The sequence below is a fragment of the Pseudomonas sp. B12(2026) genome (assembly GCF_057767015.1).
Genome location: NZ_CM173430.1, coordinates 1,971,261 through 1,987,388, shown reverse-complemented (window position 1 = coordinate 1,987,388; position 16,128 = coordinate 1,971,261). Strand labels below are relative to the sequence as shown.

The 16,128-nt window shown below is 67.1% G+C and carries 13 protein-coding genes; 5 read left to right on the top strand and 8 right to left on the bottom strand.

The window, feature by feature from the left end; genetic code table 11:
• Positions 1-111: 111 nt before the first annotated feature.
• Positions 112-1,509 (bottom strand): amino acid permease, encoded by a 1,398-nt coding sequence (locus tag AC3B6A_RS09330; RefSeq protein ID WP_488402224.1) that lies wholly within the window; start codon positions 1,507-1,509, stop codon positions 112-114.
• A 107-nt stretch (positions 1,510-1,616) separates the two neighbouring features.
• The gene (locus AC3B6A_RS09325) at positions 1,617-3,083 is read right to left on the bottom strand and encodes a glyceraldehyde-3-phosphate dehydrogenase (RefSeq protein ID WP_488402223.1); all 1,467 of its coding nucleotides are present in this window, start codon (positions 3,081-3,083) and stop codon (positions 1,617-1,619) included.
• Positions 3,084-3,223: 140 nt separating this feature from the next.
• Between AC3B6A_RS09325 and mfd the strand changes: the two genes are divergently transcribed.
• Genes mfd through AC3B6A_RS09310 form a run of 3 tightly spaced genes read left to right on the top strand, consistent with a single transcriptional unit; the run spans position 3,224 to position 10,657 of the window.
• On the top strand, positions 3,224-6,688 hold the full coding sequence (gene mfd, locus AC3B6A_RS09320; RefSeq protein WP_488402221.1) for a transcription-repair coupling factor: 3,465 nt from the start codon (positions 3,224-3,226) through the stop codon (positions 6,686-6,688).
• 11 nt (positions 6,689-6,699) lie between these two features.
• Positions 6,700-7,353 carry a CsiV family protein gene (locus AC3B6A_RS09315; protein ID WP_488402219.1) on the top strand — a complete coding sequence of 218 codons (654 nt, stop codon included), beginning with the start codon at positions 6,700-6,702 and terminating at the stop codon, positions 7,351-7,353.
• 22 nt (positions 7,354-7,375) lie between these two features.
• Complete coding sequence (locus tag AC3B6A_RS09310; protein ID WP_488402217.1) at positions 7,376-10,657, top strand: DEAD/DEAH box helicase; 3,282 nt, start codon at positions 7,376-7,378, stop codon at positions 10,655-10,657.
• A gap of 145 nt (positions 10,658-10,802) precedes the next feature.
• Here AC3B6A_RS09310 and AC3B6A_RS09305 read toward each other — a convergent pair whose 3' ends face one another.
• The 4 genes from AC3B6A_RS09305 to AC3B6A_RS09290 are packed head-to-tail and all read right to left on the bottom strand — an operon-like array spanning position 10,803 to position 13,849.
• Positions 10,803-11,540 carry an S-methyl-5'-thioinosine phosphorylase gene (locus tag AC3B6A_RS09305; RefSeq protein ID WP_488402216.1) on the bottom strand — a complete coding sequence of 246 codons (738 nt, stop codon included), beginning with the start codon at positions 11,538-11,540 and terminating at the stop codon, positions 10,803-10,805.
• A gap of 9 nt (positions 11,541-11,549) precedes the next feature.
• Positions 11,550-12,548, bottom strand: coding sequence for a beta-N-acetylhexosaminidase (gene nagZ, locus AC3B6A_RS09300; RefSeq protein ID WP_488402215.1), 999 nt, complete (start codon positions 12,546-12,548; stop codon positions 11,550-11,552).
• A 9-nt stretch (positions 12,549-12,557) separates the two neighbouring features.
• Positions 12,558-13,082, bottom strand: coding sequence for a L,D-transpeptidase family protein (locus AC3B6A_RS09295; RefSeq protein ID WP_488402213.1), 525 nt, complete (start codon positions 13,080-13,082; stop codon positions 12,558-12,560).
• A 56-nt stretch (positions 13,083-13,138) separates the two neighbouring features.
• Positions 13,139-13,849, bottom strand: coding sequence for a TetR/AcrR family transcriptional regulator (locus AC3B6A_RS09290; protein WP_488402212.1), 711 nt, complete (start codon positions 13,847-13,849; stop codon positions 13,139-13,141).
• Between the two features lie 242 nt (positions 13,850-14,091).
• Between AC3B6A_RS09290 and lexA the strand changes: the two genes are divergently transcribed.
• Positions 14,092-14,706: a transcriptional repressor LexA gene (lexA, locus tag AC3B6A_RS09285; protein ID WP_488402210.1), complete on the top strand. Its 615-nt coding sequence runs from the start codon at positions 14,092-14,094 to the stop codon at positions 14,704-14,706.
• Between the two features lie 13 nt (positions 14,707-14,719).
• Positions 14,720-15,193: an SOS-induced cell division inhibitor SulA gene (sulA, locus tag AC3B6A_RS09280; RefSeq protein WP_488402209.1), complete on the top strand. Its 474-nt coding sequence runs from the start codon at positions 14,720-14,722 to the stop codon at positions 15,191-15,193.
• Between the two features lie 42 nt (positions 15,194-15,235).
• Here the strand turns inward: sulA and AC3B6A_RS09275 are convergent, their stop codons facing one another.
• Entirely contained in the window at positions 15,236-15,472 is a 237-nt protein-coding gene (locus AC3B6A_RS09275; RefSeq protein ID WP_488402208.1) for a hypothetical protein, read from the bottom strand.
• Between the two features lie 113 nt (positions 15,473-15,585).
• Positions 15,586-16,107, bottom strand: a complete 522-nt coding sequence (locus AC3B6A_RS09270) for a DUF6586 family protein (RefSeq protein ID WP_488402206.1) — start codon at positions 16,105-16,107, stop codon at positions 15,586-15,588.
• Positions 16,108-16,128 lie beyond the last annotated feature (21 nt).

Below are 16,128 nucleotides of genomic sequence, written 5' to 3'. Positions count from 1 at the left end.
GCCCGGCGCCGGGCATTCTACCGCAAGCCCCCTGCCGCACTGTTTCCGCTGCGGCAAAGGTGCGTTACCAAACAAAACGGGAGCCGAAGCTCCCGTTTTTCCTGCCGCGGCTCAGGCGTTGGCCTTCGCCAGGGACTTGTGCTTGAACAGGTAGCAGATACCCATCAGCACGACCCACACCGGGATCGCATACACCGACACATCGATGCCCGGGATCTGCAGCATGATGCCCAGGATGAACACCACGAAGGCCAGGCACAGCCAGTTGCCGAAGGGATACCAGAGGGCCCGGAAGACCGGCTGGACGCCCTTGGCCTGCATGGCCTTGCGGAACTTCATGTGGGCCAGGCTGATCATCGCCCAGTTGATCACCAGGGCAGCGACCACCAGGGACATCAGCAGCTCCAGCGCCTTCTGCGGGATCACGTAGTTGACCACCACGCAGGCCAGGGTGATGAAGGCGGAAACACCGATGGCCAGCAGCGGCACGCCACGGTCATCGACCTTGGCGAAGGCGCGCGGGGCGTTGCCCTGCTCGGCCAGGCCGTAGAGCATGCGGCTGTTGCAGTACACGCAGCTGTTGTAGACCGACAGCGCGGCGGTGAGCACCACGAAGTTCAGCACGTTGGCCGCCGTGTTGCTGCCCAGCAGCGAGAAGACCTTCACGAAGGGGCTGCCGCTGTACGCGTCGCCGGCACTGTTGATGCTCTGCAGCAGGGCATCCCAGGGGTACAGCGAGAGCAGCACGGCCAGGGCGCCGATGTAGAAGATCAGGATCCGGTAGATGACCTGGTTGATCGCCTTGGGGATCACCTTCTTCGGCTCCGCCGCCTCGGCCGCGGTGATGCCCACCAGCTCCAGGCCGCCGAAGGAGAACATGATGATCGCCAGGACCATCACCAGCCCCTTGAGGCCATTGGGGAAGAAGCCACCGTGGCTCCACAGGTTGCTCACCGAGGCCTGCGGGCCGCCGGTGCCGGTGACCAGCAGCCAGATGCCGAGCAGGATCATGCCGATGATCGCGCCGACCTTGATGATCGCGAACCAGAACTCGGTCTCGCCGAAGGCCTTCACGTTGAACAGGTTGATGGCGTTGATCAGGACGAAGAACACCGCCGCGGTCGCCCAGGTGGGGAAGTCCGGCCACCAGAACTGGATGTACTTGCCGACCGCCGTCAGCTCCGACATGCCCACCAGGATGTACAGCACCCAGTAGTTCCAGCCCGACATGAAGCCGGCGAAGCCGCCCCAGTACTTGTGCGCGAAATGGCTGAAGGAGCCGGCCACCGGCTCTTCGACGATCATTTCACCGAGCTGGCGCATGATCAGGAAGGCGATGAAGCCGCCGATGGCGTAGCCGAGGATCATCGACGGGCCGGCCGATTGCAGGACGCCGGCCGAGCCGAGGAACAGGCCGGTGCCGATGGCGCCGCCGAGGGCGATCAGCTGGATGTGGCGGTTTTTCAGGCCGCGCTTCAGCTCGCCTTCGTGCAGATGATGTCCTTCCATTTAGGGTCTTTCCACTTTCAGGAATTGGCAGATTTTATCGTTGGTATGGGAATGCCACTAACGAAAAACGGGAGCCCGAGAGCTCCCGTTTCCCTGGCCCGCCTGGATCAGCGCGGGAAAGCCGGCGGGTTGACGCCAGCCATGTCTTCCATCACGCGGACGACCTGGCAGCTGTAGCCGAACTCGTTGTCGTACCAGACGTACAGGACGACGCGGTTGTCGTTGCAGATGGTGGCTTCGGCATCGACGACGCCCGCGTGGCGGGAGCCGACGAAGTCGCTGGAGACCACTTCCTGGGAGGCGACGAAGTCGATCTGCTTCTGCAGGTCCGAGTGCATGGCCATCTGGCGCAGGTACTCGTTGATCTCTTCGCGGCTGGTGGACTTCTCCAGGTTCAGGTTGAGGATCGCCATGGAGACGTTCGGCGTCGGAACGCGGATCGCGTTGCCGGTCAGCTTGCCTTTCAGGACCGGCAGGGCCTTGGCGGCGGCGGTGGCGGCACCGGTCTCGGTGATCACCATGTTCAGCGGAGCGCTGCGGCCGCGGCGGCTGCCCTTGTGGAAGTTGTCGATCAGGTTCTGGTCGTTGGTGTACGAGTGAACGGTCTCGACGTGGCCGTTGACGATGCCGAACTCGTCATTCACCGCCTTGAGCACCGGCACGATGGCGTTGGTGGTGCAGGAAGCGGCGGAAACGATCTTGTCGTCGGCGCTGATCTCGCCATGGTTGATGCCATGCACGATGTTCTTCAGTGCGCCCTTGCCCGGAGCGGTCAGGATCACGCGGTCGATGCCCGGGCACTTCAGGTGCTGGCCCAGGCCCTCGGCGTCGCGCCACTTGCCGGTGTTGTCGACCAGCAGGGCGTTCTTGATGCCGTACTGGGTGTAGTCGATCGACGCCGGGTCGTTGGAGTAGATCACCTGGATCAGGTTGCCGTTGGCGGTGATGGTGTTGCTTTCTTCGTCGATGGTGATGGTGCCGTCGAACGGACCATGCACGGAGTCGCGGCGCAGCAGGCTGGCGCGCTTGACCAGGTCGTTCTCGGCGCCCTTACGGACGACGATGGCGCGCAGGCGCAGGCCGTCGCCGCCACCGGTCTTCTCGATGAGGATGCGCGCCAGCAGGCGGCCGATGCGGCCGAAGCCGTACAGCACGACGTCGGTGCCTTCGCGGGCGCCGCCGTTCTGCTTGCCGACCACGTCGGCCAGCTCGTCCTTGGTGAACTGCTCGATGCTGCGGCCGTTACCTTCGGTCTTGAACTTGGCGACCATCTTGCCCAGGTCGACGGAAGCGGCGCCGAGCTTGAGTTCGCTCATCGCCTTGAGGATCGGGAAAGTGTCGTGAACCGACAGCCCGCCTTCTTCGGCCAGGCGGTGACGGGCGAAACGGTGCGCTTTGAGGATCGCGATCACCGAACGGTTGATCAGGCCACGGCCGTAGATCGAGGTCACCACGTTGTTGTTACGGTAAAGCTGGCCGATCAGCGGAATCATCGCTTCCGCGAGGGCTTCACGATCGATCCACTCACCGAGACACTGGTCGGGCTTCTGGGTCACGGGCAATACCTTCCACATGTAGGAGAAGAAAAAAGGGGCTACATTATGACGGCGCGAACAATCGCCGGCAATCCGCAGCGGTCGTATGACTGACATCCGTCAATCGGGATAGTTACAATCCGACCGGTCAAATTCCTCGACCGGAGCCACGACCGCCCGTGTCCGTATTGCGCATTCCTTCGCTGCCGAGCGCCGCCGGCAAGCAATCCTGGGGCAACCTGCCGGGCGCCGCCCTGAGCCTTGCCATTGCCGAAGCCTCGGCGTCCGCCAATCGTTTCACCCTGTTGCTGACCGCCGACAGCCAGAGCGCCGAGCGCCTGGAGCAGGAACTGAGCTTCTTCGCCCCGGACCTGCCGGTGCTGCAGCTGCCGGACTGGGAAACCCTGCCCTACGACGTCTTTTCGCCGCACCAGGACATCATCTCCCAGCGCGTCGACACCCTGTACCAGCTCCCCGAGCTGCGCCGCGGCGTGCTGGTGGTGCCGATCACCACCGCCCTGCACCGCCTGTCGCCGGCCCGGTTCCTGCTCGGCAGCAGCCTGGTGCTGGACGTCGGCCAGAAACTCGACATCGAGCAGATGCGCGGCCGCTTCGAGGCCGCCGGCTACCGCTGCGTCGACACCGTCTACGAACACGGCGAGTTCGCCGTGCGCGGCGCGCTGATCGACCTGTTCCCGATGGGCAGCGAGCTGCCCTACCGCATCGACCTGTTCGACGACGAAATCGAGACCCTGCGCACCTTCGACCCGGAAAACCAGCGCTCCATCGACAAGGTGGACAGCATCCGCCTGCTGCCGGCCCGCGAGTTCCCGCTGCGCAAGGAGGCGGTGACCGGCTTCCGCGGCCGCTTCCGCGAGCGCTTCGACGTCGACTACCGGCGCTGCCCGATCTACCAGGACCTGGCCAGCGGCCTGACCCCGGCCGGCATCGAGTACTACATCCCGCTGTTCTTCGAGGACGGCGAGACCTCGACGCTGTTCGACTACCTGCCGCAGGACACCCAGGTGTTCTCCCTGCCCGGCATCGAGACCGCCGCCGAACAGTTCTGGAGCGACGTGCGCAGCCGCTACGAAGACCGCCGCTACGACCCGGAACGCCCACTGCTGCCGCCCGCCGAAGTGTTCCTGCCGGTGGAAGACTGCTTCGCCCGCCTGAAGCACTGGCCGCGCGTGGTGGTCAGCCCCGAGCCGATCGACAGCGGCGTCGGCCGCGAGCGCTTCCCCGCCGAACCGCTGCCGGAGCTGGCCATCGAGGCCAAGGCCAGCGAGCCGCTGGCGCGCCTGCGCCAGTTCATCGAGCAGTTCGACGGGCGCATCCTGTTCACCGCCGAATCCGCCGGCCGCCGCGAGGTGCTGCTGGAGCTGCTGGCGCGGCTGAAGCTGCGCCCGGTGGAAGTCGACGGCTGGCCGGGCTTCCTGGCGCACAAGGAGCGCCTGGCGATCACCATCGCGCCGATGGACGAAGGCCTGCTGCTGGACGCCGACAAGGGCCAGCCGGGCATTGCGCTGGTCGCCGAGAGCCCGCTGTTCGGCCAGCGCGTCATGCAGCGCCGGCGCCGCGAGAAGACCCGCGACGGCGGCGAGAACGTCATCAAGAACCTCACCGAGCTGCGCGAAGGCGCGCCGGTGGTGCACATCGACCACGGCGTCGGCCGCTACATCGGCCTGATCACCCTGGAGATCGACGGCCAGCACGCCGAATTCCTCGCCATGGAATACGCCGACGAAGCCAAGCTCTACGTGCCGGTGGCCAGCCTGCACCTGATCGCCCGCTACACCGGCAGCGACGACGCCCTGGCGCCGCTGCACAGGCTCGGTTCGGAAACCTGGCAGAAGGCCAAGCGCAAGGCCGCCGAACAGGTCCGCGACGTCGCCGCCGAGCTGCTCGACATCTATGCCCGCCGCGCCGCGCGCAAGGGCTACGCGTTCAAGGACCCGCAGGCCGACTACGCGACCTTCTCCGCCGGCTTCCCCTTCGAGGAAACCCCGGACCAGCAGACCGCCATCGAAGCGGTGGTGGCCGACATGCTCGCCGACAAGCCGATGGACCGCCTGGTCTGCGGCGACGTCGGCTTCGGCAAGACCGAAGTGGCCATGCGTGCGGCCTTCGTCGCCGTGCACAGCGGCCGGCAGGTGGCCGTGCTGGTGCCCACCACCCTGCTCGCCCAGCAGCACTACAACAGCTTCCGCGACCGCTTCGCCGACTGGCCGGTGACGGTCGAGGTGATGAGCCGCTTCAAGTCGGCCAAGGAAGTCGAAGGCGCGGTCGGGCAACTGGCCGAAGGCAAGGTGGACATCGTCATCGGCACCCACAAGCTGCTGCAGGACGATGTGAAGTTCAAGAACCTCGGCCTGGTCATCATCGACGAGGAACACCGCTTCGGCGTGCGCCAGAAGGAGCAGCTCAAGGCCCTGCGCAGCGAGGTGGACATCCTCACCCTCACCGCCACGCCGATCCCGCGCACCCTGAACATGGCCGTGGCCGGCATGCGCGACCTGTCGATCATCGCCACGCCGCCGGCGCGCCGCCTGTCGGTGCGCACCTTCGTCATGGAGGAGCAGAAGTCGGTGATCAAGGAAGCCCTGCTGCGTGAGCTGCTGCGCGGCGGCCAGGTGTACTTCCTGCACAACGAGGTGAAGACCATCGAGAAGTGCGCCCGCGACCTCGCGGAACTGGTTCCCGAGGCGCGCATCGGCATCGGCCACGGGCAGATGCACGAACGCGATCTCGAGCGGGTGATGAGCGACTTCTACCATAAGCGCTTCAACGTGCTGGTGGCCTCGACCATCATCGAGACCGGCATCGACGTGCCCAGCGCCAACACCATCCTCATCGAGCGCGCCGACAAGTTCGGCCTGGCCCAGCTGCACCAGCTGCGCGGGCGCGTCGGCCGCAGCCACCACCAGGCCTACGCCTACCTGCTGACCCCGCCGCGCAAGCAGATGACCCCGGACGCCGAAAAGCGCCTGGAAGCCATCGCCAACGCCCAGGACCTCGGCGCCGGCTTCGTGCTGGCGACCCATGACCTGGAAATCCGCGGCGCCGGCGAGCTGCTCGGCGAAGGCCAGAGCGGGCAGATCCAGGCCGTCGGCTTCACCCTCTACATGGAGATGCTCGAACGCGCGGTGAAGGCCATCCGCAAGGGCGAGCAGCCGAATCTGGAGCAGCCGCTGGGCGGCGGCCCGGACATCAACCTGCGGGTGCCGGCGCTGATCCCCGAGGACTACCTGCCCGACGTCCACGGCCGCCTGATCCTCTACAAGCGCATCGCCAACGCCCTCGACGAAGACGGCCTGCGCGAGCTGCAGGTGGAAATGATCGACCGCTTCGGCCTGCTGCCGGAGCCGGCGAAGAACCTGATGCGCCTGACGCTGCTCAAGCTGCAGGCGGAAAAGCTCGGCATCGTCAAGGTGGATGCCGGCCCGCAGGGAGGCCGGGTAGAATTCGCCGCCGATACCTGCGTCGACCCGCTGGTGCTGATCAAGATGATCCAGAGCCAGCCCAATCGCTACAAATTCGAAGGGGCCACCCTCTTCAAGTTCCAGGTGCCCATGGAGCGCCCGGAAGAACGCTTCAACACGCTGGAGGCGCTGCTCGAACGCCTCACGCCACAGACTCATTAAGGACCCTGTGCATGCGCCTGTTCCAACCCCTGCTGCTGTCCCTGGCCCTGCTCTCGCCGGCGGCCTTCGCCGAGCCCTACCAGGTGGAGCTGATCCTCTTCCAGCAGTCCGGCGACGTCGTGTTCGCCAGCCGCCCCGCGCCCGACGACTGGGCCAGGGGCGCGCAACCGCCGGGCCCGGACAGCGCGCGCCCCACCGCGCTGGACGCCCAGGTGGCCAAGCTCAAGCAGAACGAAGGCTTCCAGGTGCTGATGCACAAGGCCTGGCGCCAGGAGATCGACGCCAACCCGGTGAAGATCGCCCTGAACGAAGGCGAGAAGCGTGACGGCCACTTCCCGGTGGAAGGCACCGTCACCCTCAGCCAGCAGCGCTTCGTGAACACCCAGACCGACTTCTGGATCAACCAGTTCGACGCCAACGGCCTGCTCGCCGCCAGCCAGCACATGGTCCAGGACGCCAGCCTGAAGAACAGCGTGCTGACCTACCTCGACCACCCGAGCCTGGGCATGCTGATCAAGGTCAGCCCGCTCAACGCCCGGCCGGCCTCCCCGCCGCCGCCCGGTGTCGAGGACGAAGCGCCCGCCAGCCCGGACGCGCCGCAGCAGCCGGCTCCGGCCGCCCCAGCCGACGGCGGTTTCGACGCCCCGCCGCCCGCCCAGCAATAATCCCCCCGACGAACGCTGCGCCATGACCCGGTTCGCCGAGCACCTGCAACGCATCCCCTGGCGCCGCCTCTTCCCCGCCGTGACCCTGGTGCGCGGCGAGGCCTACGCCCGGGAAGGCCGGGCCAGCATCCTGCGCCTCGCCGAACGCTCGCTGGAGGGCCTCTGCCAGGGCTCGGGCAACAACCGCTATCGCCAGCGGATCACTTTTTCCAGAAGCGGCGACACGCTCGACTGCCAGTGCGATTGCCCGGTCGGGTTCGACTGCAAGCATTGCGTGGCCGTGTTGCTGCACCTGCTGGACGAACCGGACGCTAACCGCGGCAGCGCGCCCGCGCCCGTCGCGATGCCTGCCCCGACGCCCGTCGACAGCCTGTCCAGCAGCCTGCGGACCTGGCTGAAGAACGCGCCGGCGGCGCTCAAGGCGCAGCCGGAGGTCGGGACGCCCCACAGCGGCCCGCTGCATTATCGGCTGACCAAAGGCGGCCGGATATTCATCCACACCGCCCTGCGCAGCGAGAACGGCCAGCTCCAGGGTTACCCGCGCATAGCCTCCATCGCCCGCGCCCTGGGCCGGGGCGTCACCGAACAGGACCAGCGCATCCTGCTTCGCGCGCTTGGCGCGGCGGGCGTGGAGCCACATCACAACGAAATATCCCTGCAAGGCCACGACGGCGCCGAACTGCTGGAACTGATCCTGCGGCACGGGCAACTCTTCCTGGAACTCGAAGACCCTTCCAGCCAGTTGCACCTCGGCGCGGCACTGCCCGCCCGGCTCGGCTGGCACACCCGCGACGACGGCCATTTCGTCGTCAGCTGGGAGACGGACGCGAACCCCAAGCCGCAGTTGCTGACCCAGCTGACACCACCGTGGTACGTCGATCGCCAGGGCCTGCGCGCCGGCCCGCTGCACCACGACCTGCCCGATGCGCTGGCCAGCTACCTGTCGAGCGCCCCAGCGATACCGCCGCAAGAGGCCGCGCTCTTCGGCCTGCAACTCAAGGCCCTGGCCCCGCAGGCGCCGCTGCCGATGCCCGCCCGGGAGCGCCGGCTGGAGCTGCAGCCCGTGCCGCACCTGCTGCTGAGCACCTATCGAGACGAGATTTATGGCGATAAGGATGAGCACCAGGCCTGCCTGGTCTTCGGCTATGGCAAGGAATACACCCATGGCCCGGTGCGCAGCGGCCAGCCGATCCGCTACCTGGAGGATGGCGCGTTCGTCGTCATCGAACGGCAGCCCAAGGCCGAGCAGGCCCTGCGCAGGACGCTGCAGAAACTCGGCCTGAAGAAGCTCGACAAATACTCCACGCCCTACGACCTGCGCGACCACTATGAAAGCTACCGCCCCGCCGACGAAGCGCACTGGGTGCAGATCGTCCGCCAACTGCCCAAGCTGCGCGCCCAGGGTTGGGTGGTGGAGTTCGACGAGGACTTCCCCTTCGACTTCAGCGAAATCGAGGACTGGTACGCCCATATCGACGAGGAGCCCGGCCACGCCTGGTTCGATCTGGAACTGGGGATAGTGGTCGATGGCCAGCAGATCAGCCTGCTGCAACCGCTTCTGGAGCTGATCCGCAAGAGTCCACCGGCACTGCGCAACGCTACCGACGACGCCGAACTGCCCTTCCGCCTCGACGCCCGGCGCCAGGCGGATGGCCGGCCGCTGACCGTGAGCCTGCCCGTAGCGCGAGTGCGCGCCATGCTCCAGCTGCTGGAAGGGCTGCTGCTGAGCAGCCTGCAACGCGACGAAGACCGCCTGCGAATCCCCAGCACCGATGCCGGCCTGCTGAGCCAACTCGACCCATACCCGCTGCGCTGGCAAGGCGGCGAGCAGCTGCTGCGCCTCGCCCGGCGCCTGCGCGACTTCCAGCAACAGCCCTGTGCGGCACCGGACGGCCTGCGGGCGGCGTTGCGCCCTTACCAGTTGCAGGGCCTCGCCTGGATGCAGGCGCTGCGCGAGCTGGAGCTCGGCGGCATCCTGGGCGACGACATGGGGCTGGGCAAGACCTTGCAGGTGCTGGCGCACCTTCTCGCGGAAAAACGCGCCGGGCGCCTGGACCGTCCCGCCCTGGTGCTGATGCCCACCAGCCTGGTGGCCAACTGGCAGGACGAGATCGCGCGCTTCGCCCCGGAGCTGCGCGTGCTCACCCTGCACGGCAGCGAGCGCCAGCGGCACTTCGACGACCTTGCGCAGTACGACCTGCTGCTCAGCACCTACGCCCTGCTGCCCCGGGACATCGACGCGCTGGCCAAGCAACCGCTGCACCTGGCGGTGTTCGACGAAGCGCAATACCTGAAGAATGCCAGCAGCAAATCAGCCCAGGCCGCGGCCCGCCTCGACGCCCGGCAGCGCCTGTGCCTGACCGGTACGCCGCTGGAAAACCACCTGGGCGAACTGTGGTCGCTGTTCAACCTGGTGATGCCGGGCTGGCTCGGCGATGCGCGCCACTTCGCGCGCCTGTACCGCCACCCCATCGAAAAGGCCGGCGACAGCCAGCGCCTGGCGCACCTGAACGCGCGCATCAGGCCCTTCCTGCTGCGCCGCCGCAAGGATCAGGTCGCCACCGAGCTGCCGCCCAAGAGCGAAATCACCCACCGGGTGGAGCTCGACGAGCGTCAGCGCGACCTCTACGAAACCGTGCGCCTGGCCATGGACCGCAAGGTCCGCGAGGAAATCCGCCTGAAGGGCCTGGCCAGCAGCCAGATCGTGGTGCTCGACGCCCTGCTCAAGCTGCGCCAGGTCTGCTGCGACCCGCGTCTGCTGCAGGCGGATTTACCCGCGGCACATTCGGGCAAACTGAGCGCCCTGCTGGAGATGCTCGACGAACTGCTCGCCGAAGGACGCCGCGTCCTGCTCTTCTCGCAGTTCACCTCGATGCTCGAACTGATCCAGGCGCAGCTGCGGGCACGGAACATCCCCTATGCACTCCTCACCGGCGAGACCCGCGACCGCCGCCAGCCGGTGGAGGACTTCCAGCAGGGCCGCGTGCCGCTGTTCCTCATCAGCCTGAAAGCCGGCGGCACCGGCCTGAACCTCACCGCCGCCGACACCGTGATCCACTACGATCCCTGGTGGAACCCGGCGGTGGAACAACAGGCCACCGACCGCGCCTACCGCATCGGCCAGGACAAGCCGGTGTTCGTCTACAAGCTCATCGCCCGCGGCACCCTGGAAGAGAAGATCCAGCAGTTGCAGGCGCGCAAGGCGGCATTGGCCGCCGGCGTGCTGGAAGACGGCAAGGACGGCGGCCTGAGCCTGCAGCAAAGCGACATCGACGCCCTCTTCGCCCCCCTGCCGAAACCGTAAGCGGACTTCGTCCGCGATGGCCCACGGTTCCGGCGCGATTCGCGGACAAGGTTCGCTCCTACGGTTCAGGCTCTGTGCGGGATTGCTCTCGTAGGAGCGGATCCTATCCGCGATGGCCCGAAGCCCCGCACGATTCGCGCCCTCGTCAGCTCACCAACACCCGCCCCAGCACCTCGCGCACCTTGCCGATGCCCTCGTGCAGCGCCTGCTCGATCTCGGCCATGGTGATGATCCCGCTGGACTTGCCGGCGGCCGGGTTCACCACCAGCGACAGGCAGGCATAGGGCAGCTCCAGCTCGCGAGCCAGCGCCGCCTCGGGCATGCCGGTCATGCCGACGATGTCGCAACCGTCGCGCTCCAGCCTGACGATCTCCGCCACGGTTTCCAGGCGCGGCCCCTGGGTCGCGGCATAGACGCCGTGGCTGCTGTGCGGATAGCCCAGCGCCTGCAACGCGGTGATCAGCTTCTGGCGCAGCCCCTCGTCGTAGGGATGGCTGAAGTCGATGTGGGTGACGTGATCGATGTCCCCGGCGAAGTAGGTGTGCTCGCGACCCCAGGTGTAATCGACGATCTGGTGCGGCACGCACAGATGCCCGCTGCCCATGGCCGCATGGATGCCGCCCACCGCGTTCACCGCCAGCACGGCTTCCGCGCCGGCCTGCTGCAACGCCCAGAGGTTGGCCCGGTAGTTCACCTGGTGCGGCGGGAAGCGGTGCGGATGGCCGTGACGGGCGAGGAACAGCACCTCGCGACCGGCGAACTCGCCGCGCTGGATGGCTGCCGAGGGCGCGCCGTAGGGCGTGTCCAGTGCGACGGAATCCTTCAGGGTCAGGCCTTCCAGTTGGGTCAGGCCGGTGCCGCCGATGATGGCGAAGACAGTCATGGCAATTCCTTAATCGATCAATTGTGCGGCGCGCAGTTCACCCACGGCCTGCTGCCAGCGCGGCAGCTGCTTGTATTCGATGCCCGGCCAGGCCCTGGCGCGCATGCGTTGCAGACGCTGCGGCGCGCTGACCTTGAGGCGCTGCAGGGCGCTCAGGGCCAGCTCGGCGGAGGCGCGGTCGTTGCACACCAGGCCCATGTCGCAGCCGGCATTCAGCGCGGCCTCGATGCGGTTGGCGGCGTCACCCACCACGTGGGCGCCGGCCATGGACAGGTCGTCGCTGAAGATCACCCCGTCGAAGCCCAGCTCGCCGCGCAGGATGTCCTGCAGCCAGCGGCGGGAGAAGCCGGCGGGGTTCGGGTCGACCCGCGGGTAGATCACGTGGGCCGGCATCAGCGCATCCAGCTCGCCGGACAGGCGCTGGAACGGGACCAGGTCGCAGGCGCGGATCTGCTCCAGGCTGCGCTCGTCCTCGGGGATCGCCACATGGGAATCCGCCTCCGCCCAGCCGTGGCCGGGGAAGTGCTTGCCGGTGGCGGCCATGCCGGCGCCGTGCATGCCGCGGATGAAAGCGCCGGCCAGCGCCACGGCGCGCTCCGGATTGCCTTCGAAGGCGCGGCTGCCGACCACGGCGCTGCGCTGGTGATCGAGGTCGAGCACCGGGGCGAAGCTGAGGTCCAGCCCCGCCGCCAGCACTTCGGTCGCCATCAGCCAGCCGCACTGCTCGGCCAGGCGCTCGGCATTGGCGTTGTCGGCGATGGCGCGCATCGCCGGCAGGCGCAGGAAGCCCTGGCGCAGGCGCTGCACCCGGCCGCCTTCCTGGTCCACCGCCAGCAGCAGGTCCGGGCGCAGCGCGCGGATGGCCGCGCAGAGCTCGCGCACCTGGCGCGGCGACTCGATGTTGCGGGCGAAGATGATCAGGCCGCCCACTTCCGGGTGGCGCAGGATCTGGCGGTCCTCGGCGGTCAGCCAGGTGCCGCCGATGTCGAGCATCAGGGAGCCTTGCATGTGCATTCCTTAGTTCAGTTGCGGGGCCTGCCAGTGGGGGCAGGCAGCCTCTTCGATACGGACCCGGCAATGGAGCGGAACCCGGGGGAAGAGTTCCAGCAGGTCGTCATTGCGCAGGCGGATACAGCCGTGGGACAGCGGCGTGCCCATGGGCTCGCAGTCCGGCGTGCCGTGCAGGTAGATGTAACGGCGGAAGGTATCGATCTCGCCCATGCGATTGCGTCCCGGCTCGCAGCCGCTGAGCCAGAGGATGCGCGTGAGGATCCAGTCGCGGCCGGGAAACTCGTCGTGCAGCGCCTGGCTCCAGACCTCGCCGGTCCAGCGCCGCCCCTTGAGCACCGCGCCCCTGGGCAAACCTTCGCCGATACGCGCGCGAACCTGGTGCAGGCCACGCGGCGTGCAGCCGGACCCGCTCAGTTCGCCGGCACCGTTGGTCGCGGTGGAAACAGGCAGACGCAAGCGCAGACGCTCGCCGGCAAAGCCGTAGAGCATCTGGTCGGACAGGGAAATATGGAGGAAATCGAGGTCAGCCATGGCCGGCTACTTTAGCCGATCAGGACCGCACCGCCCAGCACGCGGCCGGGCGTCGTTCAGACCTTGGCTGGCGCGGCGGACGCCTTGGCGCGCGGCTTGAGCTGGGCACCGGCCAGCGACGGGTCGCTGATGCCGCTGTCGGCACGCATCCCGGCGGCGAGGAACGGCACCATCAGGCGCATCACCTGCTCGATGGAGGTGTTCACGCCGAAGTCGGTCTCGGCCATGGCGCGCAACGCCTTGATGCCGGACATGCTGAACGCCGCCGCCCCGAGCATGAAGTGCACGCGCCAGAACAGCTCCAGCGGCGGCAGGCGCGGCGAGGCTTCGTTCACCAGCAGCATGTAACGGCGGAACACCTTGCCGTAGACTTCCTCGAGGTATTTGCGCAGGTGGCCCTGGCTCTGGCTGAAGGCGAGGCCCAGCAGGCGCATGAAGATCGACAGGTCGTTGCCGCTGCGCGGCTTCACCGCCATGGCCTGGACGACGAGCAATTCGAGCAGCTCTTCCAGAGTGGCGCGCGGTGCGTCGGGCTTGGCCTGGCGACGATCCAGCTCCTTTTCGAGGCTGGCGCAGAACGGGCCGAGGAAGCGCGAGAAGACCGCCTGGATCAGCGCCTTCTTCGAGCCGAAGTGATAGTTCACCGCCGCGAGGTTCACCCCCGCCTTGCTGGTGATAAGACGCAAGGAAGTCTCAGCGAAGCCCTTCTCCGCGAACAGCTGTTCCGCAGCATCCAGGATGCGTTCGACGGTTTCCGACTGGGCCATGGCTACTCCGCCTGACAAACACTTGTTTGAAACATACGTTTCAGCCTCTTGCATTGTCAAGCAAAGCGCGATCGATTGTTAACAAAATCATAGGCAATGCGACGAGCTGACTTCAATCCCAGCAGGACGCTCGCCAGCCGGCACAGGTTACATCTCCCCGACCGCCGCGCGAAATTAGGCATTGCCAGGGCGCTTTCACTGTATATAATTCCAGTCACTGTATAAAAAGCCAGAGTATGGACATGCTGAAGCTGACGCCGCGCCAAGCCGAGATTCTCGCCTTCATCAAACGCTGCCTGGAAGCCAACGGCTATCCGCCCACCCGCGCGGAAATCGCCCAGGAACTCGGCTTCAAGTCGCCCAACGCCGCCGAGGAGCACCTCAAGGCCCTCGCCCGCAAGGGCGCCATCGAGATGACCCCGGGCGCCTCCCGCGGCATCCGCATCCCCGGCTTCGAGCCCAAGGCCGCCGCCAACGAGGACGAACTGCCGATCATCGGCCGCGTCGCCGCCGGTGCGCCGATCCTCGCCGAGCAGAACGTCGACGACACCTGCCGCATCAACCCCACCTTCTTCAACCCGCCGGCCGACTACCTGCTGCGCGTGCGCGGACAGAGCATGAAGGACGTCGGCATCCTCGACGGCGACCTGCTCGCCGTGCACGTCACCCGCGAAGCGCGCAACGGCCAGATCGTGGTCGCCCGCCTCGGCGAGGAAGTCACGGTGAAGCGCTTCAAGCGCGAAGGCAGCAAGGTCTGGCTGATCGCCGAGAACCCCGAGTTCGCCCCCATCGAGGTCGACCTCAAGGAACAGGAACTGGTCATCGAAGGCTTGAGCGTCGGCGTGATCCGTCGCTGAACAGGAGACATCCATGCAGTACCCGCAGCCGCTGAACCTGCCGCAACTCCCGCTGTTCCAGGAAGCACTCTGGGCGAGCGGTACTGCTCCCCTGCTCCCGGAGCTGATGGAAGACGAACCGGCCGATGACGAGAGCGCCTTCAGCGAGATCGCCCTGCGCGGCCTCCCCGGCCAGTGCCTGACCCTGCTGGCGCCGATGCTCCGCGAACTGAGCGAGGAAAGCGACTCGCGCTGGCTGACCCTGATCGCCCCGCCCGCCAGCCTGACCCCGGACTGGCTGCGCAAGGCCGGCCTGAACCGCGAACGCATCCTGCTGCTGCCGGCGCGTGACCAGACCGCCGCCCAGGCATTGGCCTGCGAGGCGCTGCGCCTGGGCAACAGTCATACGGTGGTGAGCTGGCTGAATCTCAACGCCAGGGCGCGCGCGCAGCTGTCCCGCGCCGCCGTTGCCGGCCAGGCGCAGAGCCTGAACATTCGCCTGGGATGAGGAAGAGGCTTCGCCGCGAGCGCCGCGAAGCCGGAACGAGCCTTAGTGCAGGACGCGCGGACCTTCGTCCATGCCGGTGTCGCCGCCTTCGGCGAGGCGGCCGGCCATCTGCACGCCAACATTGAACATCGCCTTGGCGATCTCGATGTGCTGGCCTTGCAGGAAGCCCTTGGCATCTTCGGAGAACTCCAGGGTCACCAGCGCCTCCTCATCCTCCGCACGACGCAGCACGATACGCCCGTCAGGCAGTTCCACGATTTCCAGAAATGAGGTTGGCATAGCGAAGGTTCTCCACAGCAGAACGCGTAGTGTAACAGCCACACCCGCTACACCCTAGCGCAACGTTCCGCCGGCCGACCGATTGGTCGCGGCTATGCGTATCGGAGCCTGCGTCAGAGCTCGGTCAGCGATGCGCGGAAGCGCAGCACCAGCTCTTTCAGGGACTTGCGCCAGGCCTCGAGCTCTTCGTTGCCCAGCTCGACCGGCTTCTCTTCGTCGATATTCACCGCCTGGATCAGCGGCTGGGTCGGGTCGACCTTGGCCTTCTTCGGCTCGCTCGGCGGCTGGAACAACGCGGCGTATGCGGCCAGCAGGCGGCCCAGCCAGGCTTCCGGGGACTGTGCCAGCTCGACCATTTCCGCCAGCTCCGGGCTCGGCGCGGCAGCCAGCACCTCTGCGTTCAGCAGCATGTCGACGCGCGGCGCACCCGCCTGCGGCAGACGGTAGTAGCCGGCGATCTCGTGGGCCACCCCCAGCACTGCACCATAGAGATGGAACAGCGCCGCTTCGCGCTCGGCCTGGATGCGTGCCTGGGCATTCATCGCGCGTGCCGCCTCGGCGTTGCGCCAGGCTTCCAGGGCCAGTCCGGCGAAGAACAGTTTCTGGTTGGTACGGGTATAGAGTTCGTGCGCCATGGCCAGGCCCTCTCGCAATCG